We start from the raw sequence: 22,699 nt of genomic DNA, 5'->3' as shown, positions 1-22,699 counted from the left end.
TCGGGTTCACCTTCGCAGCCGCGCCGCGCCGCGCCCAGCACTGACGCTGCCGAGGTCGGAGGCCTGTCGTTGTGGCTTTCCGACAATGACGCCGGTGAGCACCGGCGTCGGCGGGGTCCTTCGCGGCGGTTGGTGCTGCCGGTCCGTGTCGTGCACGCTGTGTCCCGGGGCGGGTGAGCGCTGGTCCGCGTAGGACGGCGCGGGCGTGCGCGGCCCGTTCACGCGCGAAGACCCGCTCCATGTGGGCGAACAGGGCGACGGCGAGTTCGGCCCTGGGTGAGGTGTCGGTGGTGTCGATATGGATGACGTTGAGGAAAGATCCGGGTCAGGCCTCTGTCCGCTCCCAAACCGCGGACACCGGCGGCAGCGGAGGACCGTCGCTCCTCCAGGCCGCGAGGAAGGTGGCCACGAGCCGTGGCCACGCCTCTGTAGCCGTTTCGGCGTCAGCTGCGATGAGGCCGTTGACCGAGCGGAAGAGCATGAGCAGGTCGCTGCAGTGCATGTCCGGTCNCACAACCTTGGCGTCCAGTGCGTTCTGAACGATGGCCTGCAAGTCTCGGTAGGTCCGATCGAGGTCTTCTCGAAACGCGGCGGTGCCCAGCCCGGGCGAGGAGAGGACCTCGGCGAAGGCGCGATCGGCGATCTGGCGTTCCACCACGAAGTGGGTGTACGACGTCAGGGCCCCCCACGGGTCGTCCTGGGACCGGGCCAGTTCTGCTTCGGTCCGGGCGACGTACTCGGCCATCTGTTGCCCGAGGACGTCCGACGCGAGCTCGTCTCTGCTGCTGAAGCGCCGGTAGAGAGTCGCGCTTCCGACTCCGGCCGCTGCGGCCACGTCGTCCAGTGACACCGACAAGCCGTTCTTGGCCAGCAGCCGCGCCGCGGCAGCCAGGATGGCGGACCGGTTGCGTTCCGCGTCGGCCCNCAGCGGCTTGCTCGGGCTGCNGCTGCCAGTCGTCATGCGTTCATCCTAACCTAAACGGACGATCTTCCCCACTTCGCGGTAGCCTCCTATGTGGGGGAAGTTCCCCGCATAGGAGGGGAGCGATANGAGGACTGTGCGCATCGACACCAGCGTGGAAGCCNCCGACGCGACCTCCCTGGTGATCGGGATGCCCCAGTACAACCGGGGACCGCTCTCGCAGCTCAGGGCATGGTTCGACCACATCATCGCCTCCCCGCTGGCCCGCGCCCCCCAGACGATGGCGCCGGGCCTGAGCCTCGACCACGAGGAGAGCCTCGCGAACATCTGGACCGACCGCCTCTTGGAGCGCACGAGCTGAGTGGGCTCGAAGCTCGAACGAGATCGATGAGCAGGCGCTGGGCGCGTCCGTAGTCCGCCCGGTTACGGCCGCCGAGGGTGAGGAACGCGATGAGCTGCCGCGTCACCGCAGGCCAGCGAGATCGTCGCCGTTTGCACCTGGTGCCACGTTCCTTACCGACATCCCAAAGCCGAGGCCTACCCGGTGCGCGAGGAGGACATGGCCAGGCTGTCGCCGTTCGTCAACCGGCACCTCGGAATGTATGGCACCTACAGCTTCGTCCTGCCGGACCTCGCGCAGGGAGNGATCCGCGAGCTGCGCGACCCCGATGCGCCGGATGACGATGAGGGCGACGTGTGAACCAGTTCGTGNGGGCAGCCGGGCAGGTGCCGTCCGGCCGCCGGCGTCCGCATCCGCACCCGGGGCAGGTCCGGCACTGGGTTGCCGACCGCCGCAGTGCTCGCGAGGCCGCGTAGAGCCTGAGTAGATCCCCATCGGGCTGATCCTGCTTGCGGGGAGAAGGTAGGCGCTCTCTCGTGGTGCCTGGGGTTGAGGAATGTTGTCCCTTCGCGCGCCGCCACTTCGTCACACCGAGTGATTATATATTCACTTGCCGGCTCGATATCTACCGTTAGGTATACATAACGCCTTGTGTTCTGTTGAACGTCAGCGGACTGCATGATATTCGGCGTCATTCGGTTGTCTGNGCGAGGCGGGTGAAGCCGCAGTTTCGCGGCTCCTCCCCTGAACAGGGGNAGGGGGCGGGTTAGACACACTCGGTGACGAGTTCGGCCTGAATCGGGCCCCCTGGGTTCGGTGGGCGNCCAGGCCGACGACCTAGTCGATCTCAAAGCCTTGAGCGGANGGTGAGATTTTCTCGCCCATCAGGCGATCGTTCCACTTTCAACTACACAACCGCCCGAAACCCCCGCGGTACGAAATTGACGAGGGTTTGTGCCACATGGATTGACCTGTTCCGCCATGGACCTCTTGGCTAGGGGTAGCCAACACCTTCCCAGTAGAAAGGTCTGTGCGTGTGAAAAGGCTTGCAGTATCCTTGGCGGCGCTTTTTCTGACGCTAGCCGCGACTCTTGTCGGGTCCGCTGGCACAGCATCCGCCATCGTTCCCGTTTCCACGCCAAGCTGCAAGAATAACCCGTCGTTCCCCGGAGACTCGGGAGTCATTCGTCTCGGCGAGACGGCCCAGGGAACCTTTGTTTGGACCGGAGCCATGACCCCGGTCTCGCGCGAACCGGGTTTCTATAAAATCTCGGTGTACGGGGGGAAGAGGGTGTTGGATGGGAAGAATGCACACTATCCCTACTTCCCGCACGGCTCCCTACCTGCGAAGCTCGCTTTTCCTGGTCGGCGGATGTCGATATCTGTTACCCTGACATCGGATAGTGGCAGTGTCTATCATTCGGTGCAAAATGGGTGTGTGATGTGACCAACTCTCTCGATCTAGCCAGAACGGCCACGGAATTTCTTATCGACAATTTGTCCGAGAACCTGCCGCATGGAATTTCGCTGATCTCGACTTCCGGTATCGATCTTGCGATTCAGGAAGGCGCTGAAGTCATTCCGTGTGTGGATCTGGGACTTATCTCTCACCCCGAGCACGCCGACGATTACGCCGACCTGATTCATGTCGCGCTAGACAGTATCCAGACCGCGGTGTCGAGGGTCACGAAACTCCCTTGGCCTCGGGTGGGAAAGTCCCTGGAGGTGGTAAACGCGTACAGCGTTGTAGCCGGGAGGTCAATCTCGTCCGGATATGGAACGATAGACAATCCACTACTTCCCTTGCGACCTCTCCCGCTGCCGAAGAATTTCGGCTGACCCTGGAAAGCGAATCTCATTGAGGTGTCACTGNGAAACGCATCGGAAGGCTGTGACCCGCGACGGTTCCTCGCGGGTCACAGCCCTGGCGCCTCAGCGCTGACCCGCTCACGACGCCTGACACCCGCGACCGGCAACAGCCAGCCGCAGAGGCAGACGATCTACCGTGTCGGAGCGCGGCGAAGCGGCGGGTGCGTGGCCGGTCAGACGCTTGCAGGTCCGGCCGCTTGCGTGGCCGGTCAGTCGCTGCGGGCGGCGGCGGGTCCGGTGATGCGGCGCAGCAGCGGGAGGGTCGAGGCGAGGACCGCGAGCGCGGCGAGCAGGCCGGCGGCGACGATGAGGTAGTACTCGCCCCCGGGTGGCTGAAGTGTCTCGTGCAGCTGGGAACGCAGGAACAGGCCCGCGGCGAGGAATCCGGTGGCGATCGACACGACGGTGAGGACCAGCAGCGGCAGCGCGCTTTCCAACACGATGACGCGGCGCAGCATCCCCAGGGGCGCGCCGGCGAGCCGCAGCAGGCTGAAGGGCCGTCGGCGGTCGTTGAGCCCGGCCACCACGCTGACGGCGAGGCTGCACCCGGCGATCGGCAGGCTGGTGAGGATCACGACGTTCGCCAGCTGCCGGTAGGCGGTGGTCAGCCGCAGGCCGCGGTCGAGGTCCTCGGCGATGGTGACCGACGGGTAGGAGAGGTAGGCGAGGTCGAGCACGGTGCGGGCCCGCTCGACCGCCGCCGGCCCGTCGGTGTCCACGGCGAGGGACTGGACCGGAAGGTGGCGCAGACCGTCGGGGGACAGGGCCGCCGGCCCGACCGTCCCGGCGTGGTCGCCGAACCTGGCCTCGAAGTCGGTGCTGAGGGTGGCGGTGGTGGCCGGGTCCGATCCGGCCGCGCAGCGGCCGAGCGCCGGGGTGCCGGACAGCTCGGCGCAGGAGACGACGCCGATCAGCGGGTCGACGCGCCCCGCGCCGGGAGGCCGATGGATCACGGTCACGCCGCGCACGCCGGGGACCCGGCGCAGATCGCCCAGCAGGGAGGCCGGGATCGAGGCGATGTCCTGCGGTCCTGCGGGGGTGTAGGTGGTGAAGCGGTCGATGAGGGTGTGGCGTTGCGCCGGGCCACGCGCGGCGGCGTGGTCGCGCGTGCCGGTGGTGCCGTAGGCGTTGATCGTGGTGATGATTCCGACGGCGACGCTGGTGACGAACAGGGCCAGGGCGAGACCGGCGACGGCGCGGAAGCCTGCCTGCGGGTTGTCGGCCAGGCGGCGCCCGGCGATGAGCGCGGCGGGTCGCCGGGTGCGCCGGGCCACCAGGCGGGCCCCGGCGAGGGTCAGCCACGGCCCGACGACGATCAGCCCGATCATGGTCAGCAGGATCCCGGACAGGTAGGCCCGGACCTGCCCGGCGGTGCCGGCGGGCTGGCCGGCGTGGACGAACCAGGCCAGTTCCCCCAGGCCCGCCAGCAGCGGCAGGATCCGCCATGCGCGTGGCGGGCGGGCGGTCGTCTGCCGGGTGACGCCGAGCGGGGAGCGGGTCACCCGGCGCAGTGCCAGGCGGGCCGCCGCCGCGGCGGCGATCGGCACGCCGAGCGCGACCAGCACGACGTCGGGCAGGTTCAGCGACAGGTCGCCGGGGAAGAACGGTTCCCCGGTGAAGGGGATCGGTGCCAGCGCCGGGCGCAGCAGGACGAACAGTGCGAATCCGGCGGCGACGCCGCCGACGGCCGCGACACTCGACTCGACCGCGGCGATCACCGCGATCTGCCGCGGGGTCGCGCCGATCAGGCGCAGGGCGGCGAAGCGCTGCTCGCGGCGGGCCGCGGACAGCCGGGTCGCGGTCCCGATGAAGATCAGCACCGGGAACAGCAGGGCGGCGGTGACGACGGACAGGACGAGGTCGATGCCGCGGGCGTTGATGCCGACGTCGAGGCACTGCCCGCTGCAGGCACTGGGCGGGGTGGTGGCGATCGCGGTGACCCGGGCGGCCTGTGGTGTCCGCGCGAGCTGGTCGGCGCGGCGACCGACGACGATGATCAGCGAGTCCGGGGCCGGCAGCGCCGCGGGGCCGAGGGTGCCGACCTGCCGTCCCGGGTAGCGGGCGGCGAGTTGCGCGGGCGGGGTGGTGCGCAGCAGGGTGGCCAGCGCCGGGGAGGCGTAGAACTGGCCCGGGCCGGGNAGGCGGGACAGGCCCGGGGGCAGCGGTGCGTGCGGACCGGTGGGGGCGAGGTCGATCCGGCCGATCTGCCGGCCGTGGAATGCGTCGACGCTGAGCAGCCACCACAGCGGATCCGCCGCACGGCCGGCCGACGGTGTCGCCGCGTTCGCCGCGGTGCCGGTGCCGGTGCCGGTGGCGCTGGGGGTGCCGGTGGCGAGCCAGGAGTAGCGGGCGTTCTGGGCGTTGACGGCGTTGATCCCGGCGAGGGTGGCCAGCAGCAGGGCGACGCCGAGGGCGACGGCGGCGGCGATGAGCACGAGGCGCCCGGCCGTCTCCCGGCCGCCGCGCAGGGCCAGGCGCAGACCGAGCCGGATCACGACGCCACCGGCGCGGGCGTCGACGAGGTGACCCTGNCGTCGCGGACGATGATCTCGCGGTCGGCGTAGGCGGCCACCCGCGGCTCGTGGGTGACGAGGACGACGGTCGTGCCCTGCTCGCGGGCGGCGGCGACCAGCAGGTCCATGACGTGCTCGCCGGTCAGCGAGTCCAGCGCGCCCGTCGGCTCGTCGGCGAACAGGATCTCGGGGCGGGCGACCAGGGCGCGGGCCAGGGCGACGCGTTGCGCCTGCCCGCCGGAGAGCTCACCGCAGCGTCGGGTCCGGGTGTCGTCGAGGTCGAGCCGGGTGAACCAGCTCCGGGCGCGGGCCAGCGCCTCGGCGCGGGGGATGGCGCGCAGCAGCAGGGGCAGCGCGACGTTCTCCTCGGCGCTGAGCTCGCCGACGAGCTGGCCGAACTGGAACACGAACCCGAAGCGGTCGCGGCGCAGCGCGCTGCGGGCGTTCTCGCGCATCGTGTCCACCCGCCGCCCGTCGAACAGGATCGCGCCGCTGTCGGGGGTCAGGATGCCGGCCAGGCAGTGCAGCAGCGTCGACTTGCCCGAGCCGCTGGGCCCCATGACGGCCAGGATCTCCCCGGCGCACACGGTGACACTCGCGCCGCGCAGCGCCGGCGTCGGCCCGAACGCCAACGTCACCTCCCGCGCCTCGAGCAGCGGGCCGGCCGCCTCGGACCGCCCCCGACCGGCGGTTCCAGCGTTCGCAGCGGTTCCAGCGTTCGCAGCGGTCATGGGCGTACTACCGCGGCGAGCGCGTCTAGGCGGGCGGTGGTCAGCTCGATCCAGCGCAGGTCCGCCTCCAGGTGGAACAGGCCGTGGTCGGCCAGCAGCGCGTCGACGAGGCCGCCGGTGCGTTTGCGCGCGGTCAGCTCGCGCATTCGCTGCAGGTGGGCGGCGCGTTGGCGGTCCAGGTAGCCCGCGGCGGAGCGTCCCGACATCAGGGCCAGCACGACCTTGACGAACAGCACCGTCTGCAGGTGCGGTTCGGGTTCGACCGGTTCGTGCAGCCACGCCTCGACCTCGCTGACGCCCTGCTCGGTGATGACGTAGCGCTTGCGGTCGGGCCCGGCGCCGGGTTCGGCCTCGCCGACGAGGACCTTGCCGTCGCGGGCCAGCCGGCCGAGGGTGGCGTAGACCTGGCCGAACGGCAGCGGCTTGCCCCGGCCGAAGTAGGCGTCGTAGTCGCGTTTNAGGTCATAGCCGTGGCTCGGCTCTCGCTCGAGCAGGCCCAGCAGGGCCATGGGGACCGTCACACCCCCGTGTCTACATCGGGTGTATACCCGGGGTCAATAGAGGACCGACCCGATCGACGTCCACCGGCTCGCCACCGGGCCCTCCGACGTGCCGACGGCACCGCTTCCCGCTGCCCGGTAGGACAATCACGCCATGGCATCCCCGCACGCCTTCCCCCTGGAGCCCGCCCCGGTTCAGGTGTCCGACGAGGTCCTCGACGACCTGCGCGTCCGTCTCACACTGACCCGTGCGCCGGTGGACGAGGGGAACGAGGACTGGTCCTACGGCGTCCCGGCCAGCTATCTGCGTGAGCTGGTCGCCTACTGGCGCGACGGCTACGACTGGCNCAAGGCCGAAACCGCCATCAACGCCTACGAGCACTACCAGGTCAGCGTTACCGGTGTCCCGGTGCACTTCCTGCGCAGGGCCGGCCGCGGCCCCCGCCCGATTCCGTTGATCCTCACCCACGGCTGGCCGTGGACGTTCTGGCACTGGTCGAAGGTGATCGACCCGCTCGCCGACCCGGCCGCGTTCGGCGCCGACCCCGCCGACGCGTTCGACGTGATCGTGCCGTCCCTGCCCGGCTTCGGTTTCCCCGGCCCNCTCACCGGCTTTCCCGACGTCAACTTCTGGAAGGTCGCCGACCTCTGGCACACCCTGATGACCGAGACCCTGGGCTACGAGAAGTACGCCGCCGGGGGCTGCGACATCGGCGGGATCGTCGCAAGCCAGCTCGGCCACAAGTACGCCGACCACCTGTACGNCATCCACATCGGCTCCGGGCTGCCACTGGACTTCTTCACCGGCCCCCGCGCCTGGGACCTCGCCCGCAACCGNCCCCTCACCGACGACCAGCCCGCCGACGTCCGCGCCCGGATCATCGAGATGGACCGACGCTCGGCGTCCCACCTCGCGGTGCACATGCTCGACGGCGCCACCCTGGCCCACGGCCTCGCCGACTCACCCGCCGGACTGCTCGCCTGGCTGCTGGAACGCTGGAACGCCTGGAGCGACAACGGCGGCGACGTCGAGTCCGTCTTCACCAGGGACGACCTGCTCACCCACGCCACGATCTACTGGGTGAACAACTCCATCGCCACGTCGATGCGGTACTACGCCAACGCCAACCGCTACCCCTGGACCCCCGCCCACGACCGCACCCCCGTCGTGCAGGCCCCGGTCGGCCTCACCTTCGTCACCTACGAGAACCCGCCGGGCATCCACACCGCCGACGAGCGCGTCCAGGCGTTCACCACCGGCCCGCAGGCCGCCTGGTTCAACCACGTCAACGTCAACGCCCACGACCACGGCGGCCACTTCATCCCCTGGGAGAACCCCGACGCCTGGATCGGCGACCTGCGCCGCACCTTCCACAACCGCAGGCCCTGACCGACCCTGTGGGCTCGTGCGGGTCAGGGGCCGTAGATGCGGGTGGGGGTGAGGAACACCGCGGTGCGGCGCTGTTCGGCCATCACCCGGTCGTAGGTGTGCCAGTCGTCGTGGGTGCCGCCGGCGGCGAGGAAGACCTCGCGCAGCAGCAGCCGCAGCCGCACCGCGTCGACCCCCGGGCGGGGGTCGTCCGGGCCGATGATCTCGNCGACGCCCTCGACGGTGGCCCACCGCCACCCCGAGCGCACGGTGGCGCTGGCCTGCGGGCGGGCCCGCAGGTGGGCGAGCTTGACCGCGCCGTACGTCACGAACGCGACGACCTCGATGTCGGTCAGCGGATGGCGCATGAAGGCGATGTTGACGACGGATGCCTGGATGCCGCCGTCGTCGCGCAGCGTCGAGATGACGGCGAGGCCGCTCTCGGCGCGGCTGAGGGCGGCGGCGTCCTCGAAGCTGGTCACGGCTTGTTCGCCCTTCGTCGCGATGGCCCGGATCCGACCGTGCGGCCTCGTCACTGTCCGTCCTTGTGGTAACGATTTCCACCGTATAGCTCTGCCCGGGGTGACCGGTGTCGCTTGCAGGTCGCGGGGTGCGGGGTGCGGGTGGCGACGGCGGGCGGGATGTGCCGGTGCCTGCGGCGACGTAGAAACGCCCTGGTGGAAAGTTCCGCGGGGGGCGGGGTCGGGAGGCTGGGATGAGTGGTGCGCACGGCCCGATCGGTGGGGTGCGAGGCCCACGGGTGGTGTCGGTCAACGTGGGTCTACCCCGCGCCGTCCCCCGCGGCACCGGCGGCGACGGCGGCGAGGTGATGACGGCGATCTGGAAGGAGCCGGTGGCCGGGCGGATCGCGGTGCGCCGNCACAATCTCGACGGCGACCGGCAGGCCGACCTGGTCAACCACGGTGGTCCGGACAAGGCCGTCTACGCCTACACCCTGGAGGATCTCGCCTGGTGGGCGGGGGAGTTGGGCCGCGACGTGCCGGTGGGGGCGTTCGGGGAGAACCTGACCATCGCCGGGCTGGACGCGGCCGGGGTCGTCGTCGGCGAGGTGTGGTCGATCGGGTCGGCGCGGCTGCAGGTCGCCCAGCCGCGCATCCCGTGCTTCAAACTCGGGATCCGCTTCGCCGATCGCAGCCTGCCGCGGCGGTTCGCCGCCGCCGGGCGGCCGGGGATCTACCTGCGGGTGCTCACCGAGGGAGAGCTGGGCGCCGGCGACGCCATCGACGTCACGCCGGGTGCGCCGACGGCGGTCGGGGTCAGCGCGCTCGCCCGCGCCTACCATGGGCACGATGCGGCGCTGGCCACGGCGGTGCTGGGCGCCCCCGACCTGCCGGCGTCCTGGTACGACTGGGCCCGCGAGCGCACGGCTCCGCCGCGCCGCCGCCGTTCCTGACGCCCGACGTCGGTCAGCCCCGCCCCGCCAGCGCCAAGCGTGACGGCTGCGGCGGTGACGCCCGTGACGGCGAACAATCGCGCACGGCGGCAAGGGNTCATCGGACATTCACGGTGACGATCCGCATTCCGCCTGGGCCGCAGGGGAATGTGTGGTCCATGCCTCTGACTTTGATCACCGGAACCTTCCGGGTGGTGGGCGCCTCCCCGGACGGCGACTCGGTCCGCTTCTACCCGCACAACTCNCAGGCGTTCCGCCGGGCGGGCATCACGGTGAAGGCCAACCGGGCGGGTGGGGTGCAGCTTCGCCTGGANGCCATCGACGCGCTGGAGACGCACTACNCCCCGCCGCACGGCCGGGAATGGCATCAGCGTGCCGAGTTCGGTCGCGGCGCCGGCGACGCCCTGCTGCACGAACTGGGGTTCACCGAGGTCACCCGCGACGCCCGCGGCACCGTCACCGCCGCCACCCCCACCCAGACCGACGGGTACATCCTGACCCGGTTCGCCGACAAGTACGGCCGCGCCGTGGCGATGGCCTTCGCCGGCGCGCCGCCGGCGGGGCAGACCGACGGCGCGGCGGTGTTCCTCGACGTCGACGGGCTGCACCGGTCGGTCAACCACCGGCTGCTGGCCGCCGGCTGGGTGTATCCGACGTTCTATTCGAAGCTGTACGTCGACCTGCGCGCCGATCTCGCCGCGACCACCACCGCGGTGCGCGCCGCGGCGAGCGGCCTCTGGAAACTCGACGCCACCACGTCCGGGTTCACCGTCACCTCCCGCGCGCANCTCACCGATGATCTGGTCATCCTGCCGAAGCTGTTCCGCCGGCTGGCGGAGTACCTGACCCTGGATGAGACCGGCGGGGTGGATCTGGCCGGTTTCGCGGATTTCCTCGCTGCCGGCGACGACCGGCTGTTCACCGTTCCGGCGGGTCACGCCACCGCCCTGGACACCCTGGTCCGGGTGCGCACCGATCCCGCCAGCGGGCAGGAGAAGGTCACCCTGACCGTCCCCCCGGAGGACATCGTCTTCCTCGAGGCCTGACCGCTGCCGTGACGTCGCGGACGGCGGAGGTGGGGCGGGGACCGGACACCCACCGGAAGGGGGCCGTGGCGGGTGTTCCCGCCGGTACGCCCGACGTACGCCCTACGTCGGTGCCTGGAAGCCGCCGATCCTCTGCTCGAGCAGTTCGGCCAGCCGCAGCGGGGTGCGGTCCTCGAACATCGGGCCGATGAGCTGCACTCCCACCGGCAGGCCCACGGGGGACCGACCCGCGGGTATCGCGGTGGCCGGCAGGCCCGCCATGGTGGCCAGGCCGGCCAGGACGAGCTGGTCGAAGTACGGGTACTCGACGCCGTCGACGTCGATCCGGCGTTCCAGGGGATCGGGGTTGTGGTCGTGGCCGAACGCGGGAGTCGGNGTGATCGGACACACCACGGCGTCGAACTCGGCGAACAGCTGCCGCCAGCCGTGGCGGTGGAGCTCGCGACGGTTGTTCGCCTCGATCCAGTCGCGGTGGCTGAACACCATGGCGCGCAGCCGCGTCGCGTCGAGACTGCGGTCGTCCGCGCTCAGCCCGGCGGCGCGGGTCCGCAGCTGCTCGTACGCCTCGACGGGAAAACGCGCGACGGAACCCGAGAACAGCAACTGCGTGTAGAGCGTCGCGGCGTCGGTCAGATCGGGCAGCAGCGCCGTGTGCCGTTCGACGCGGGCTCCTGCGTCGACGAGCGCGTCGGCCACCCGGTGCACGCCCGCCCGCACGGCGGACCCGGTCGCCAGCAGCGGGTGCTCGTCGAGGACCAGGACCCGGAAGTCGGCGAGGCGCTCGTGGCGCGCGGGCGGCAGCGCCACGGTGTGCGCCACGCCGCCCGTCAGCGGGTCCGGTCCGGCCATGACGTCGAGCAGGAGGGCGAGGTCGCGGGCGGTGCGCGCCATCGGACCGACGACGGCGAGGTCGAGGTCGGTCGGCAGTGCCGGCGCGCCAGGCGCGACCATGCCGCGGGTTGCCGCCAGCCCGAGTGTCGGCTTGTGTGCGTAGACGCCGCAGAAATGGGCGGGGGTACGCAGCGAGCCGGCGAGGTCGGAGCCGATGGACAGCGCGCCGAACCCGCACGCCAGGGCCNCCGCCGACCCACCGGAGGAGCCGCCCGGCGTGCGACCGTGATCCCACGGGTTGTTGGTGGTGNCGTAGATCTCGTTGAAGCTCTGGATGTCCTGCAGCCCCACCGGGACGTTGGTCTTGCCGAGCACCACCGCGCCCGCGGCCTTGAGCCGCGACACCTGTACCGCGTCCTGGGCCGGCAGGTAGTTCGCGTGCTGCGGCATGCCCCAGGTCGTGGGCAGTCCGGCGATGTTGTAGGACTCCTTGACCGTCACCGGGATGCCGAGCAGCGGCCGGTCCTCGCCGCGGGCGCGCGCCTGGTCGGCGCCGCGCGCGGCGTCCCGCGCGCGGTCGAAGTCCGGCACGCAGATCGCGTTGATCACCTTGTCGTCCCGTTCGATACGGGCGATCGCCTCGTCGGTCAGCTCCGCCGAAGTCACGTCACCGGCACGCAGTGCGGCCGCGAGCCTTTCGGCCGACTGAAAACTCCATTCCATGATTCTGACGCTATCGGCCCCTGAAATAGGTCAGGAAATGCCGAGGCGCGCAACAGGGTCAGGCAAATTCCCCCCGGTTGTGACGGAGTTTCTTCCCATCCCGAGGGAAGTAGGCGACGCCGCGCCACCCGCGCGCCGATCCGTGGCGCGTAACCATCCCGGCACCGAGAATGACGATCATGTCTCTCGTCGAACCCGACCCGGTCCAGCCCCGCCACGAAGCGCTGCCGCTGCGCGGCAGGGCGGCGCTGGTCACCGGCGTCAGCCGACGTGCGGGCATCGGATACGCCACCGCCCGACGCCTCGCCGCCCTGGGCGCGACACTGTTCCTGCACCACTACACGCCGCACGACCGGGACCAGCCCTGGGGGGCCGATCCCGGCGGGCCCCAGGCGGTCATCGACGGTGTGGCCGCCGCCCGCGGCGACGGCCAGGCGGCCGTCCACCACCTGGAGCTCGACCTCGCCGTTGCCGAAGCACCCGAACAGGTGGTCAACAGTGCCCGCGACGCCGTCGGGCACCTCGACATCCTCGTGTGCAACCACGCTCGCAGCGGCGGTGACGGTCCGCTGGGCACCCTGGACGCCGCCATGCTCGACGCCCACTGGGCCGTCAACACCCGCTCGACCATTCTGCTGGCGCAGGCCTTCGCCGCGCAGCACGACGGCCGGCGAGGCGGACGGATCATCGTCATGACCTCGGGGCAGGACCTCGGACCGATGCGCGACGAGGTCGCCTACGCAGCCAGCAAGGGGGCCCTCGCGTCCATCACGCGCACCCTCGCGGACCATCTCGCCGACCAGGCCATCACCGTCAACGCGGTCAATCCGGGGCCCGTGGACACCGGCTACGCCGCACCCGAGCTCTACGCCGCCGTCCGCCGCCGATTCCCCCGGCAACGCTGGGGCACCCCGGACGACCCCGCCCGCCTCGTCGCCTGGCTCGCGACCGACGACGCCGCCTGGATCACCGGGCAGACCATCAACACCGAGGGCGGTTTCCGCCGCTCGGACTGACGTTTCCCACGACCTCGACCCCTGGAGTGCGACAGTTACGACGGGGAGGACCGCGCGGGCGGTTCCCCCTGCGTCGTGTCCGGCCCCCAGATCGCCGGCACCGGTGCGATGGCGGCGCCGCCGTATTCGATGCGCCAGGCGCGAGCCCGTGCGAACGCGGTCGCCTCGCGCACGGCCTGCGGCCGGGTCGGCCAGGTGCGCGCCTCGTGCGGATCGTCGGTCAGCCGCCAGCCGAGCTCGTCGGCGATGTAGCGATGCTCGCCGTCCCAGGCGACGTCGATGCGCCACCGTACGTCCTGCTCCACAGCCACCAGNACAGCACACGCACCCCCATCGTGTCGAACGCCCGTTCGACGCCCTGGTCCTGGGTTTGCTTTCGCGTCTGCACTGATTCTGCGCGGACCGCCCGGCGCGCCGCCAGCCCCCTGCCCGCGGGGAACGAACTCGAGCCGCGTATAGGGGTTCGGACGTCAGACCCGGCCGCCGTTTCCGTCCCCGTGGACGGCGGGTGGGGCCTCGACGGACAGGGGCGTGCCGGGGCGCTGGCGGGCGAACAGCAGCCGCCACATGCGCCCGGCGACGAAGGCCCCGCCGAGCATGAGCACGTAGACCAGCGGCGTCCACGCCCCACCGACCGAGGTGTGGGATCCGTGCTGGTAGGTGAAGGTGGCGTCGCTGGTCAGGTAGGGGACCCCCGCCCAGCGGAAGGTGCCGGTGGCGTCGGGCGTCGCGGTGATCCCGGCGTCGAAGGCGGTCCTGGCGACATAGTCGACCAGCATCATGACGCCCTCGACGACGAAGATCGTGACGGCGGCCGCAGTCCAGGACGGGCGGCGCGCCAGCTCGCCGTACTCGGCGGCGAGGTAGCCGGCGGCGAGGACACGCAGGTCCCCGAGCTGGCGCACGGCCTGGCGGGCGCCGACGTCCGCGGCCGCGGCATGCAGGTCGGCGCGCAGCTCCCGGCGCAGGGCGGTCCGGGAGCGGCGCGGCAGGTCCTGCAGCCGGGTGTTCATCGTCCACACGGTGCGTTCGATCCGCAGCCGGTCGAGGGTGCTCGGCGAGGTGGCCATCGTCAGGTGTCCTCCGTAACGGTGGGCGAGGCGCCGGTGGGCGGGGTGCCGGTGGGCGGGGCGGCCTCGGGCGGGATGGCGGTCGGTGGGGTGGCCGGCGACTCGGGCGGGGTGGCGCTGGGCGGATCGGGGAGGCTGCGGACCAGCACGGGGTGGACCACCGCGGCCAGCGACAACCAGCTTGCGGTGCCCTGCGCCAACGCCTGGGATCCGGCCGGAGTCGGCCGGTAGTACTTGCGGGCCGGCCCGGAGCGGGAGGCGACCAGCCGCCCGTGGAGCCGACCCTCACGTTCCAGGCGGGCCAGCGCCGGATAGACGCTGCCCTCGCCGATGTCGGTCAGCCCGAGCTCGCGCAGCCGCTGGACGACCTCGTAGCCGTAGGACTCCCGCTCGGCGAGCAGCCGCAGCAGCAGCAGCGACAGGACGCCCTTGAGCAGCTGAGGATCATGCGTCGGCGCCATGCGTCCAGACTAAGCCGGGTACCTTGCATTGTCTAGTAGTGGCGCCGCGAACAGGCACCGCGCTGCGGCGACCTGGACGTGCCGGGCCGACCCACCACCCGCATGCCCGGACGCAGCCCTACGCGGCGGTGTCCGCCGAGGCGGCGAGGATGCGCGAGGCGGCGCGGTGCGTGAGCCATCCAAGGCAGCCGCAGGCGAGGACGACGAAGGCGCCGACCGCCAGGACCGGATCGGACAGCAGGACGGCGCCCGCGGCGAGCACCAGCCCGAACGCGGTGAGCGTCCAGGCGGGAACGCGGTTCCACCAGACCGGGCGAAGGATCATCCGTGCCCATCCGTCGGCGGCCTCGGCGACCGTCTGGTCCGGGTGACGCCGGCCNCGTCCCGCGAGCTGAACGGCCTCGCGCCGTGATCGGCTCGCGATGGCGCGCCACGCCGCTGCCGTGGCCTTCCTCGTGGCGGGATCAGACATGTCCGGGGTCGTCACAGGGTCATGGTCGCAGGCACGCGACGCGGCGTGGTCGCCGCAGGGCAGGAGCAGGGGAAACCGGTTCCCGTCCGCCGGGGCGGGTGGGAGACGCTGAGGGCCCAGGGCAGAGGAAGCCCNGCGGTCGGGGCGCTCAGGGCCGGCCGATCCGCCAGATGATCGCGTGGTGGTGGGTGCTGTCGGGCACGTCGGCGCCGCCCACGACGAGCCCGGTGGTGTTGAGGTCGTAGGCCTCGCTCTCGGCCACGTCCGCGCCGCTGAGGTCGAGGATCGAGCCCTCGGACCAGCGGAACGCGTGAGTGCGCCCGTCGGGCAGCGTGGCCTTGCCGGCGACCTCACCGCGGCTGTTCAACGCCGCCGGCACGGTGTCANGGCCGCCCAGGCCACCCAGGTCCCCGCGTCGTCCGCCGCGCCAGAGGAAGCCGTGGGTGGCGGTGCCGTCGCTGCTGCTCACGAGGACCTCACCGCGGTCGTTGATCGCGATGGCCGTGCTGGTCGTGTCGCGGCGGGCCGTGCCGAGGTCGATCAGCCGCCCGTGGTCCCACAGGAACGCGTGTGAGGCGCCGCCGGCGGTGTCGCTGGTGCCGATCACCTGGCCGGCGTTGTTGATGTCGACGGCGTGGCTGTTACGGCCGCCCAGCGTGCCGAGATCGGTCAGCCGGCCCCTGCTCCAGAGAAACGCGTGGGTGTCCCCGTTGGCGAGGGTGCTCGACCCGACCACCTGGTTGCGATCGTTGATCCCGGCGGCGGAGCTCTGCGTGCCGCCGAGTGTCCCGACGTTCACCGCGGAATTGCCGAACCAGACGGCTCCTCCGCCGCGCACACCGTCGTTCACGGTGCTGAATCCGACGATGGTTCCCGCGGCGTTGATGTCGTCGGCGCCGCTGCGATATCCCCCCAGCTCGGGCCGGCCCCCCAGGTAGGGCAGGCCCGTTCCGTCCCGGTGCGCGGTGGTGTCGTAATGCTGCACGATGGTGCCCGTGACGGTCCCGGAGCCGTTGATGGCGTTCGCCGTGCCGCCGATGGCCTNCACCGTCCCCTGGCGCCAGATGAATCCGTGGTAGCCATAGGCCGGGTCGGGCCCGCCGCCGGCCACGACGCCCTGGTCGTTGACGACGGTGGCGTTGGAGCGCAGGAAGGCCCCGGCGGGCAGGCCGAGGTCGGTGACCTGCACCGGCGGCCGGGTCGCCGCGGTCGCCGGTGTGGCCGCGGTGGTCGCGGCCAGCGCAGCCGGGGCCGAGAGCAGGCCGCAGACACCCGCCACGGCAGCGGCGATCACCATCGGTGCACGCCCACGTGTCACGGACATTGTCGGCCCCTTCGAACCCGCGCACGACCGCCCGGCGCGACGGCCCCGAATGGTAGACGTCGTCGGCTCGACGGCGGCGTTCCCAGGCACTCGTCTGCGTGTTATCCGTCCTGTGCACGCAGCGCAAACACGGAAACAGGGAAACCGGCGTAGGAACCGGTACATTTCCCGCGGACTCTCGCGCGGAACGGGGCGAACAATGTGGATCGGAGAAGCACGGGGCGATGCGTTCCGCGCGCGCCCCGGCGCGGTTCAGGCGGGCCGGCGCGCAACAGGCCAGCGCAGCACGACGGGGTGGTCCGGGCGCTCGTTGTCGATCAGTACGTCGGCGTGGTCCCGGGGTGCGGCCTGGGCGTGGTAGAGCTCCTGCGCCGGCAGGTAGCGCGCCGCGTAACGCGTCCGGACGGCGGCGTCCGAGCCGAACAGCGTGACGTCGCGTCGCAGCGCGCGGCGCAGCGACTCGGCCGGGCTGATCTGGAGGAACAGGCCGAGATCCCAGCAGTCGCGCAGTTGCGCGCGCAGGAGGAACACACCGTCGACGACCAGCACGGCGTCGTCGGCCGCCCGCTGGACCGGCCGGTCCAGTGGGGTGTCGCCGCGGTGGTCGAAGCAGGCGTCGCGGTAGCGACGGTCACCGGTCGGCCCGAGCGGGTCGAGCAGCAGGCGCCGCAGGGCGGGGTAGTCGAACGCGTCGAGGAAGTATCCCTCGGCCGACATCGATCCTCGTCGCCGACGCACGTGGGTGGGCTGGTGGAAGCCGTCGACACCGGCGCGCACGACGGGTCGGCCCCGGCGGGTGACCGCGTCGGCGAGTTCGTCGGCCAACGTCGTCTTGCCCGCGGCGTCCGGTCCGTCGATCGCGACGCGTAGTACCCGGTCGGGGGCCGAGGTCACCAGCAGGTCGGCCAGGCGGCTCACGACGTGGCCGCGCAGCGGCGGCGGACCGGGCGCGGTGATCACGACGTTCGACCGTGGTGACGGATCGGCGGGACTGCGCGCTCGCCGTCGCTGTCGCCGTGCGAGCCCACACGCATCGCAGTCAGGTCGGCCAGTCGAGTTGGGAGTCGGGTATGCCCAGGGCGCGGCCGTGCTCCTCGGCTTCGGTGCGGCCCTGCGGGGTCACCGCGCGGGTAGCGGAAGACGCGACCGGGGAACGCGATGAGGCTCTCCTCGGCGGTGTGCAGGTCCACGTACCACCCGGACTCGTCCAGAACCTCGCTCAGCCGCGCGGACAGAGCCTCGGCCTGAGCGTCCGCGACGTCGAAGGAGATCAGCGTCCAGACGGGCGGCTGGTCGGCGGTGGCGTTTCCCGACGCCGATCGTTGGATCTTCCGCACGAGCAGCGGCAGGTCGTCCAGGACCGTTCCCACGCGCAGGCTCTCGGCGATCAGTACTCCGGTGGCCATCGGCAGCTCCCTCGCGGCAGGCAGGGCAGGCAGGTCGGGCACGGCGTTCTAGCCCATCCAGTGTAGGGAGCGACCGGGTCGCGGGTGTCGCAGGGACGGCCACGGTGGGCGACGCAACCAGGCTGAGATCACGATGTCGGACAGTGAGTGACTTGCTACGGCGACGACGGGGGACCGACAAGCGTGACAACGGATGACGAGGCGGCGGCGTACGGCCGGTACGCGGGAGCGCCCTCGCGGGCTGACCTGGAGCGTGTGTTCTTCGTCGATGACGAGGATCGGGCGCTGGTCGAGCGTCACCGTGGCGAGCACATGAAGCTCGGGTTCAGTCTCCACCTCGTCACGGTCCGCTGGGTGGGGATGTTCCTGGAAGACCCGCTCGACGTCCCGACCGCGGTGCTGGACTTCATGGCCGAGCAGCTCGGCGTGGCCGATCCCTCCTGCCCGAGCTCGCCGCCCTCCGCGAGCAGACCGCACGGCCCGCACCGCACCCGGCGCCCCGCCGACACGACAGCGGCCCCGGTCCGGCATCCCACCAGCTCGATGCACTCTGGCGAGGAACCCGAGTGACTGCAATTGCTGTCCCGGCTGTACGGAAGGCGGTGAATGTCTGGATGGCGGCGAGGGAAGGAAGGTGGTGCGTGGCCGGGCCGCTTACCGGTCCGGCGGGGGTGTGGGGGGGATGGGCGGGTCGGGGTTGGTGACGTGGCGGTGTCGGCGGTGGAGGTGCAGGCCGACCGCGACGGCGAGGATGAGGACGAGGAGGCCGGTGGAGGCCCATCCGGCGGCCTTCTCGATGCTGGCGTAGGAGGCGCCGGCGGCGTAGCCGAGCAGGGTGAACCCGACACCCCAGAGCAGGCCGCCGGCGGCGTTGAAGGCGAGGAATCGCCGGTAGGGCAGGTGGGACAGGCCCGCCAGTCCCGGCGTGACCGCGCGCAGGAACGCGGTGAACCGTCCGAGGAACACCGCTCGCCCGCCGTGGGCCCGCAGGTAGGCGAGAGCCCGGTCGAGGTCTGGGCGGCGGTCGCGTAGGAGTGGGAGGTTCAGGAGCCGTTCGCCGAAGTGCCGGCCGATCTCGTAGCCCACGGAGTCGCCGCTGATCGCGGCGACGACCACGACGGCGGCCATGCCGGTCAGGCTGACCGCCTGCTGGCTCGCCAGGACCCCTCCCAGGATGACGGCGGTCTCGCCGGGCAGCACGAACCCGACGAAGACCGCGGCCTCGGCGAACGCGAGAACCCCGACCAGGGCATAGGCCGTCGGTCCGTGCAGGACGAGCAGGTGGTGCAGCACCCCACCACCGGCCGCCGTAGGCGTGTTCATCGAGACCGGACCGATGGGGTGAGGGAAACCGACCGCTGGAACCGGGCCCCGGCTCTGCGGTCGGCATGAGCTAGGCGATGGCGAAACGTACGGTGCACAGCGCGCCCGTCAGCAGGCAGTAGATCGCGAAGGGGGTCAGGGTGCGGGTCTCGAAGTAGCGGACCAGGAAGCGGATGGACAGGTAGGCGGCGATGCCGGNGATCAGCGCGCCGAGGATGACCTGGCCGCGGATGCCGTCGCCGGCGGGGCCGGCCAGGGCGGGGAGCTTGAGCAGGCCGGCGGCGAGGATGACGGGGGTGGCGAGCAGGAAGGAGAAGCGGGCGGCGTCTTCGTGGTCGAGGCCACGTAGCAGGCCGGCGACCATGGTGATGCCGGAGCGGGAGATGCCGGCGAGCAGCGCCAGGGTCTGGAACAGGCCGATCACGCCGGCTTCCCGGTAGGCGAGCGTGTCGAGGCTGCGGTGCTCGGACACCACGAGGCCACCGCGGGGTGCGGTCGTGTGGCGGGCTGTCGCCCGGCCGCCCGGCGCGCTGGTGGTCTGCGTGGGGACGGTGGCTGGGGCGGGAACGGTGAGCGGGATGGTTGCCGGCTCGGCCCTGGCGCTGGCCTGGTGTGTGCCGGCGCGTTGTTCGCTGCGGCGGCGCAGCCGTTCTCCGGCGAGCAGGATCATTCCGTTGGCGGTCAGGAACAGTGCGGCGGCCAGCGGTTTGGCGAACAGGGTGCGGAAGGTGTGTTCCAACGCCAGGCCGATTATTCCGACGGGGACGGTCGCGGCCACGATCAGCCAGGCGAGCCGTTGCGCCGAGGTCTCGATGCGCCGTGTGCGCAGCGTGGTGAGGAAGGCCCGGATGACGCGGGCCCAGTCGGACCGGAAAAAAACCAGCAGGGCGACGGCGGTGGCAACGTGCAGCCCGACGACGAACGTCAGGTAGGGCGAGCCCTCGCTGTTGCCGGAGGCGTTTTCGGTCACCAGGTGCTGCCAGGAACCGCCGATCAGCGCCGGTATCAGCACCGAGTGGCCCAGGCTGGAGACCGGGAACAGTTCGGTGATTCCTTGGAGGAGTCCGATGACGCCCGCTTGCAGGTACGTCAGTTCATGCACGACCGTGTCTCCGCTCGTCGAAGTGGCTCGCCCGCCGGCCACTCGGTTGTCACAAGCACGCTCGGACGGGNGCCGTTCCGCGCGGGATTCCCGTCTCGGGTGGGGTTCAGGTGGTGTCGAAGCAGCCGTCGAACTCGAACACCGGGTTGATGNCCTGTTTGCCGGCGACGCTCCGGATCATGATTGGTCCGACGATCTTGCTGGGGCCGCCGGCCTGGTAGCAGCCGTTGGAACGGACCTGGAGTTCGAACTTGCCGCTCTGGGTCTTGCCGGTGCCGTCGGTCCAGCCGACCTGGNAGATCCAGTCGCTGCCGGCGCCTTTGTCGTGGGATCCGGGGGTGCTGCGGTGGCAGGTGGGTCTGGCGGCGATGGCGGTCGGGGTGAGCCCGGGGTGGCCGAGCAGGGTCTGNTGTTGGACGTAGAGGTTGGCGAAGACGGGGCCGAGGGAGCCTTCGACGCGCGGTCGGGTGACGTCGGTGGCGCAGCCGGCGAGGGCGGCGGTCAGCGCGGTGGCGGCGCTGGCGGCGACGGCCGCGCGGAGCAGTCGGCCGGAGGCGAGGCGGTGCAGGCGCATGCGGGTCAGCCTCCGGTGATGTCGCGGCGGCGCAGCGCCGTGTAGGCGACGGCCAGACAGATGACGAGGTAGCCGACGCTGACGAACGTGCCGTCGCGCAGCGGTCCGTAGTACGGGTGCGCGGCGAACAGGCCGTGCCAGGCGTCGAAGGGGGTGACGAGCAGCAGGTGGCGGATGGTGTCGGCGCCGTTGAGGAAGGCGTAGAGCTGCATGAGCAGGCCGAGGATGATCGGTCCGACGATTCCGGCGGGGCTGCTGCGGGTGAGCACCGACAGCATGATCCCGAGGGCGGTGAAGCCGAGCAGGGGTGGCAGGGCGGTGGCCCAGGCGGCGAGGACCAGCCCGGCGGTGCGGCCCGGGGGCAGCAGGGTGCCGGACAGGCTTTCCAGTGGCTGGTGTCCGACGAGGAGCACGCCGGCGGTCAGGCAGCTCAGTGCGAGGACGGTGAGGACGGCGGTGGCGAAGGTGGCCGCGGCCAGGGACTTGGCCCAGAAGATCTGGGTGCGGCTGTGGGAACGGGTGAGGATCGTCTTCCAGGTGCCGTGCTGGTCCTCGCTGGCGAAGATGTCGCCGGCGACGAGGCTGGTGAGCAGCGGGAACACCCATTGGGCGGCGAAGCCGAGGATGAGCAGCGGCGTCGCGAAGCCGCTGGCGTGCACCCACCGGCCGTAGAGGGTGTCCTTCGGCAGGCGGTCCTGGCGGTCGAGGAGTACCACGAACACGAAGGGGGCGAGCAGGCAGACGGCGAGGGTGGCCCGGGTGCGGGCCTGGGCGGCGAGTTTGATGATCTCCCACCGGAAGGCGGTGATCACCCGGCCCCGGCCGACCGGCCGGGGGTGGACTGCCGCGGGNGGCACCGGGGCTGTCGCGGTGGTGGCTGGGGTGGTCACGAGGTCACTCCGGCGAGGGCATCCGGCGGGGTTTGGGCGGGCACGTCACGTCCGGCCGTCGGGTCGGTTTCGGTGAGCATGAAGAACAGCGACTCCAGCGGCGCGATCTCCAGGTGCAGGGCCCGGACCGCCACGCCGGCCTGGCCGAGCGCGAGGACGTAGGCGTCGGCGTCGGCCGGCTGGGCGCGCAGTGCCAGGCCGCCGTCCGGGTGGCCGGAGACGGCCACGGCCACGGCCGGATGGTCGGCGGCCAGGCGCAGTGCCTGGGCGTCGTCGCTGGTCACCAGCCGGTGGGACGGGTCCGGGGCCTGGGCGCGCAACTGGTCGATCGAGCCGTGGTAGACCACCCGGCCGGTGCGCATGATGGTGACGTTGTCGCAGATCTCCTCGACCTCGTCCATGTTGTGGCTGCTCAGCAGCACGGTCAGCCCCCCGGCGGCGAGCCTTGTGACCAGGGCACGCATGTCCCGGATGCCGGCGGGGTCCAGGCCGTTGGCCGGCTCGTCGAGAACGAGCAGCCGTGGGTCGCGCAGCAGGGGCGTGTCATGACGACTGTGTAAGCCAGAGGTGGACCAGGATCGATCTACCTTGATCGGGTAGGTCGGAAAGGTACACCGAATGACACAGAGCACGACGCTTCGGACAAAAGACGAAGCGGCAGCGAAGAGGATCACCGAGGCTTTCGCGCCGGAGGCGATCGACACGTTGTTGAAGGACGCGAAAGCGACCGGAACACCGATCGACGGTGTCGATGGCCTGTTGAACCAGATGACGAAAGCTGTCCTCGAGCGGGCCTTGCAGGT

The 22,699-nt window shown here is 71.3% G+C and carries 18 protein-coding genes and 13 pseudogenes; 10 read left to right on the top strand and 21 right to left on the bottom strand.

Annotated elements, in window-relative coordinates; genetic code table 11:
- Window positions 1-511: 511 nt before the first annotated feature.
- On the bottom strand, window positions 512-892 hold a 381-nt coding region (locus UK94_RS62770), incomplete at its 3' end, for a TetR family transcriptional regulator (protein ID WP_268761576.1).
- Between the two features lie 1,813 nt (window positions 893-2,705).
- Here UK94_RS62770 and UK94_RS34035 point away from each other — a divergent pair.
- Window positions 2,706-3,101 (top strand): hypothetical protein, encoded by a 396-nt coding sequence (locus tag UK94_RS34035; RefSeq protein WP_157734401.1) that lies wholly within the window; start codon window positions 2,706-2,708, stop codon window positions 3,099-3,101.
- Between the two features lie 239 nt (window positions 3,102-3,340).
- On the opposite strand, the gene UK94_RS76380 is transcribed toward UK94_RS34035, so the two are convergent.
- From UK94_RS76380 to UK94_RS74770, 4 genes and pseudogenes are all read right to left on the bottom strand, one after another.
- Window positions 3,341-4,960 (bottom strand): FtsX-like permease family protein, encoded by a 1,620-nt coding sequence (locus UK94_RS76380; RefSeq protein ID WP_313949578.1) that lies wholly within the window; start codon window positions 4,958-4,960, stop codon window positions 3,341-3,343.
- A 703-nt stretch (window positions 4,961-5,663) separates the two neighbouring features.
- Window positions 5,664-6,375: ABC transporter ATP-binding protein (locus UK94_RS23050; protein ID WP_235489373.1), on the bottom strand; the 712-nt coding region annotated here is incomplete at its 3' end.
- Window positions 6,372-6,833, bottom strand: a pseudogene (locus UK94_RS23045) (PadR family transcriptional regulator); the annotation flags it as partial. The pseudogene UK94_RS23045 and the gene UK94_RS23050, both read right to left, overlap by 4 nt.
- 1 nt (window position 6,834) lies before the next feature.
- A pseudogene (locus UK94_RS74770) lies at window positions 6,835-6,884 on the bottom strand (PadR family transcriptional regulator); the annotation flags it as partial.
- Window positions 6,885-7,029: 145 nt separating this feature from the next.
- Between UK94_RS74770 and UK94_RS62765 the strand changes: the two are divergent.
- The 4 pseudogenes from UK94_RS62765 to UK94_RS62750 form a co-directional block, all read left to right on the top strand.
- A pseudogene (locus UK94_RS62765) lies at window positions 7,030-7,222 on the top strand (epoxide hydrolase N-terminal domain-containing protein); the annotation flags it as partial.
- A 1-nt stretch (window position 7,223) separates the two neighbouring features.
- A pseudogene (locus UK94_RS62760) lies at window positions 7,224-7,478 on the top strand (epoxide hydrolase N-terminal domain-containing protein); the annotation flags it as partial.
- Window position 7,479: 1 nt separating this feature from the next.
- A pseudogene (locus tag UK94_RS62755) lies at window positions 7,480-7,639 on the top strand (epoxide hydrolase); the annotation flags it as partial.
- 74 nt (window positions 7,640-7,713) lie between these two features.
- Window positions 7,714-8,265 (top strand): annotated as a pseudogene (locus UK94_RS62750) (epoxide hydrolase); the annotation flags it as partial.
- Window positions 8,266-8,288: 23 nt separating this feature from the next.
- Here UK94_RS62750 and UK94_RS62745 read toward each other — a convergent pair.
- Together UK94_RS62745 and UK94_RS62740 are read right to left on the bottom strand one after the other, a co-directional pair.
- Window positions 8,289-8,472: pseudogene (locus UK94_RS62745) on the bottom strand (pyridoxamine 5'-phosphate oxidase); the annotation flags it as partial.
- A 1-nt stretch (window position 8,473) separates the two neighbouring features.
- Window positions 8,474-8,726: pyridoxamine 5'-phosphate oxidase family protein (locus UK94_RS62740; RefSeq protein ID WP_235489438.1), on the bottom strand; the 253-nt coding region annotated here is incomplete at its 3' end.
- Between the two features lie 398 nt (window positions 8,727-9,124).
- On the opposite strand from UK94_RS62740, the gene UK94_RS23030 reads away from it, so the two are divergent.
- Window positions 9,125-9,658, top strand: a 534-nt coding sequence (locus UK94_RS23030) for an MOSC domain-containing protein (RefSeq protein WP_235489370.1), incomplete at its 5' end; no start/stop codon positions are given.
- Window positions 9,659-10,446: 788 nt separating this feature from the next.
- Window positions 10,447-10,704 (top strand): annotated as a pseudogene (locus UK94_RS62735) (nuclease); the annotation flags it as partial.
- A 102-nt stretch (window positions 10,705-10,806) separates the two neighbouring features.
- Here the strand turns inward: UK94_RS62735 and UK94_RS62730 are convergent.
- The 4 genes and pseudogenes from UK94_RS62730 to UK94_RS62715 all read right to left on the bottom strand — a co-directional run.
- Window positions 10,807-11,079, bottom strand: a pseudogene (locus UK94_RS62730) (amidase family protein); the annotation flags it as partial.
- 1 nt (window position 11,080) lies between these two features.
- Window positions 11,081-11,782: pseudogene (locus UK94_RS62725) on the bottom strand (amidase family protein); the annotation flags it as partial.
- 1 nt (window position 11,783) lies between these two features.
- A pseudogene (locus tag UK94_RS62720) lies at window positions 11,784-11,845 on the bottom strand (amidase family protein); the annotation flags it as partial.
- Window position 11,846: 1 nt separating this feature from the next.
- Window positions 11,847-12,258, bottom strand: a 412-nt coding sequence (locus UK94_RS62715; RefSeq protein WP_268761569.1) for an amidase family protein, incomplete at its 3' end; no start/stop codon positions are given.
- 179 nt (window positions 12,259-12,437) lie between these two features.
- On the opposite strand from UK94_RS62715, the gene UK94_RS23015 reads away from it, so the two are divergent.
- Window positions 12,438-13,274, top strand: coding sequence for an SDR family oxidoreductase (locus tag UK94_RS23015; protein ID WP_157734400.1), 837 nt, complete (start codon window positions 12,438-12,440; stop codon window positions 13,272-13,274).
- A 470-nt stretch (window positions 13,275-13,744) separates the two neighbouring features.
- On the opposite strand, the gene UK94_RS23005 is transcribed toward UK94_RS23015, so the two are convergent.
- From UK94_RS23005 to UK94_RS22980, 5 genes are all read right to left on the bottom strand, one after another.
- Window positions 13,745-14,344, bottom strand: coding sequence for a hypothetical protein (locus UK94_RS23005; RefSeq protein WP_011604808.1), 600 nt, complete (start codon window positions 14,342-14,344; stop codon window positions 13,745-13,747).
- A gap of 2 nt (window positions 14,345-14,346) precedes the next feature.
- Window positions 14,347-14,805 carry a PadR family transcriptional regulator gene (locus tag UK94_RS23000; RefSeq protein ID WP_011604809.1) on the bottom strand — a complete coding sequence of 153 codons (459 nt, stop codon included), beginning with the start codon at window positions 14,803-14,805 and terminating at the stop codon, window positions 14,347-14,349.
- A 1,517-nt stretch (window positions 14,806-16,322) separates the two neighbouring features.
- On the bottom strand, window positions 16,323-16,574 hold a 252-nt coding region (locus UK94_RS62710; RefSeq protein ID WP_235489366.1), incomplete at its 3' end, for a hypothetical protein.
- Between the two features lie 279 nt (window positions 16,575-16,853).
- The gene (locus tag UK94_RS22985) at window positions 16,854-17,561 is read right to left on the bottom strand and encodes a uridine kinase (RefSeq protein ID WP_011604813.1); all 708 of its coding nucleotides are present in this window, start codon (window positions 17,559-17,561) and stop codon (window positions 16,854-16,856) included.
- Window positions 17,558-18,007: a hypothetical protein gene (locus UK94_RS22980; protein WP_231861023.1), complete on the bottom strand. Its 450-nt coding sequence runs from the start codon at window positions 18,005-18,007 to the stop codon at window positions 17,558-17,560. Before UK94_RS22980 ends, UK94_RS22985 begins: the two co-directional genes overlap by 4 nt.
- A gap of 183 nt (window positions 18,008-18,190) precedes the next feature.
- Here UK94_RS22980 and UK94_RS22975 point away from each other — a divergent pair, with 183 nt between their 5' ends.
- A complete protein-coding gene (locus UK94_RS22975) occupies window positions 18,191-18,577 on the top strand; it encodes a DUF4158 domain-containing protein (protein ID WP_063845326.1) in 387 nt (128 codons plus the stop codon).
- An 84-nt stretch (window positions 18,578-18,661) separates the two neighbouring features.
- Here the strand turns inward: UK94_RS22975 and UK94_RS22970 are convergent, their stop codons facing one another.
- From UK94_RS22970 to UK94_RS22950, 5 genes and pseudogenes are all read right to left on the bottom strand, one after another.
- The gene (locus tag UK94_RS22970) at window positions 18,662-19,330 is read right to left on the bottom strand and encodes a DedA family protein (protein ID WP_011604816.1); all 669 of its coding nucleotides are present in this window, start codon (window positions 19,328-19,330) and stop codon (window positions 18,662-18,664) included.
- Between the two features lie 70 nt (window positions 19,331-19,400).
- Window positions 19,401-19,528, bottom strand: a pseudogene (locus UK94_RS62705) (undecaprenyl-diphosphatase); the annotation flags it as partial.
- A gap of 1 nt (window position 19,529) precedes the next feature.
- Window positions 19,530-20,432, bottom strand: a 903-nt coding sequence (locus UK94_RS22965) for an undecaprenyl-diphosphate phosphatase (protein ID WP_235489364.1), incomplete at its 3' end; no start/stop codon positions are given.
- A gap of 579 nt (window positions 20,433-21,011) precedes the next feature.
- On the bottom strand, window positions 21,012-21,818 hold the full coding sequence (locus UK94_RS22955) for an ABC transporter permease (RefSeq protein ID WP_235489435.1): 807 nt from the start codon (window positions 21,816-21,818) through the stop codon (window positions 21,012-21,014).
- A 74-nt stretch (window positions 21,819-21,892) separates the two neighbouring features.
- The gene (locus UK94_RS22950) at window positions 21,893-22,360 is read right to left on the bottom strand and encodes a hypothetical protein (protein ID WP_235489362.1); all 468 of its coding nucleotides are present in this window, start codon (window positions 22,358-22,360) and stop codon (window positions 21,893-21,895) included.
- A gap of 154 nt (window positions 22,361-22,514) precedes the next feature.
- On the opposite strand from UK94_RS22950, the pseudogene UK94_RS22945 reads away from it, so the two are divergent.
- A pseudogene (locus UK94_RS22945) lies at window positions 22,515-22,699 on the top strand (IS256 family transposase); the annotation flags it as partial.

The sequence above is a fragment of the Frankia sp. AvcI1 genome (assembly GCF_001420875.1).
Classification (GTDB): Bacteria; Actinomycetota; Actinomycetes; order Frankiales; family Frankiaceae; genus Frankia; species Frankia alni.
The sequence above is the reverse complement of the archived record's forward strand: the minus strand, read 5'-3'. Positions and strand labels throughout refer to the sequence as shown.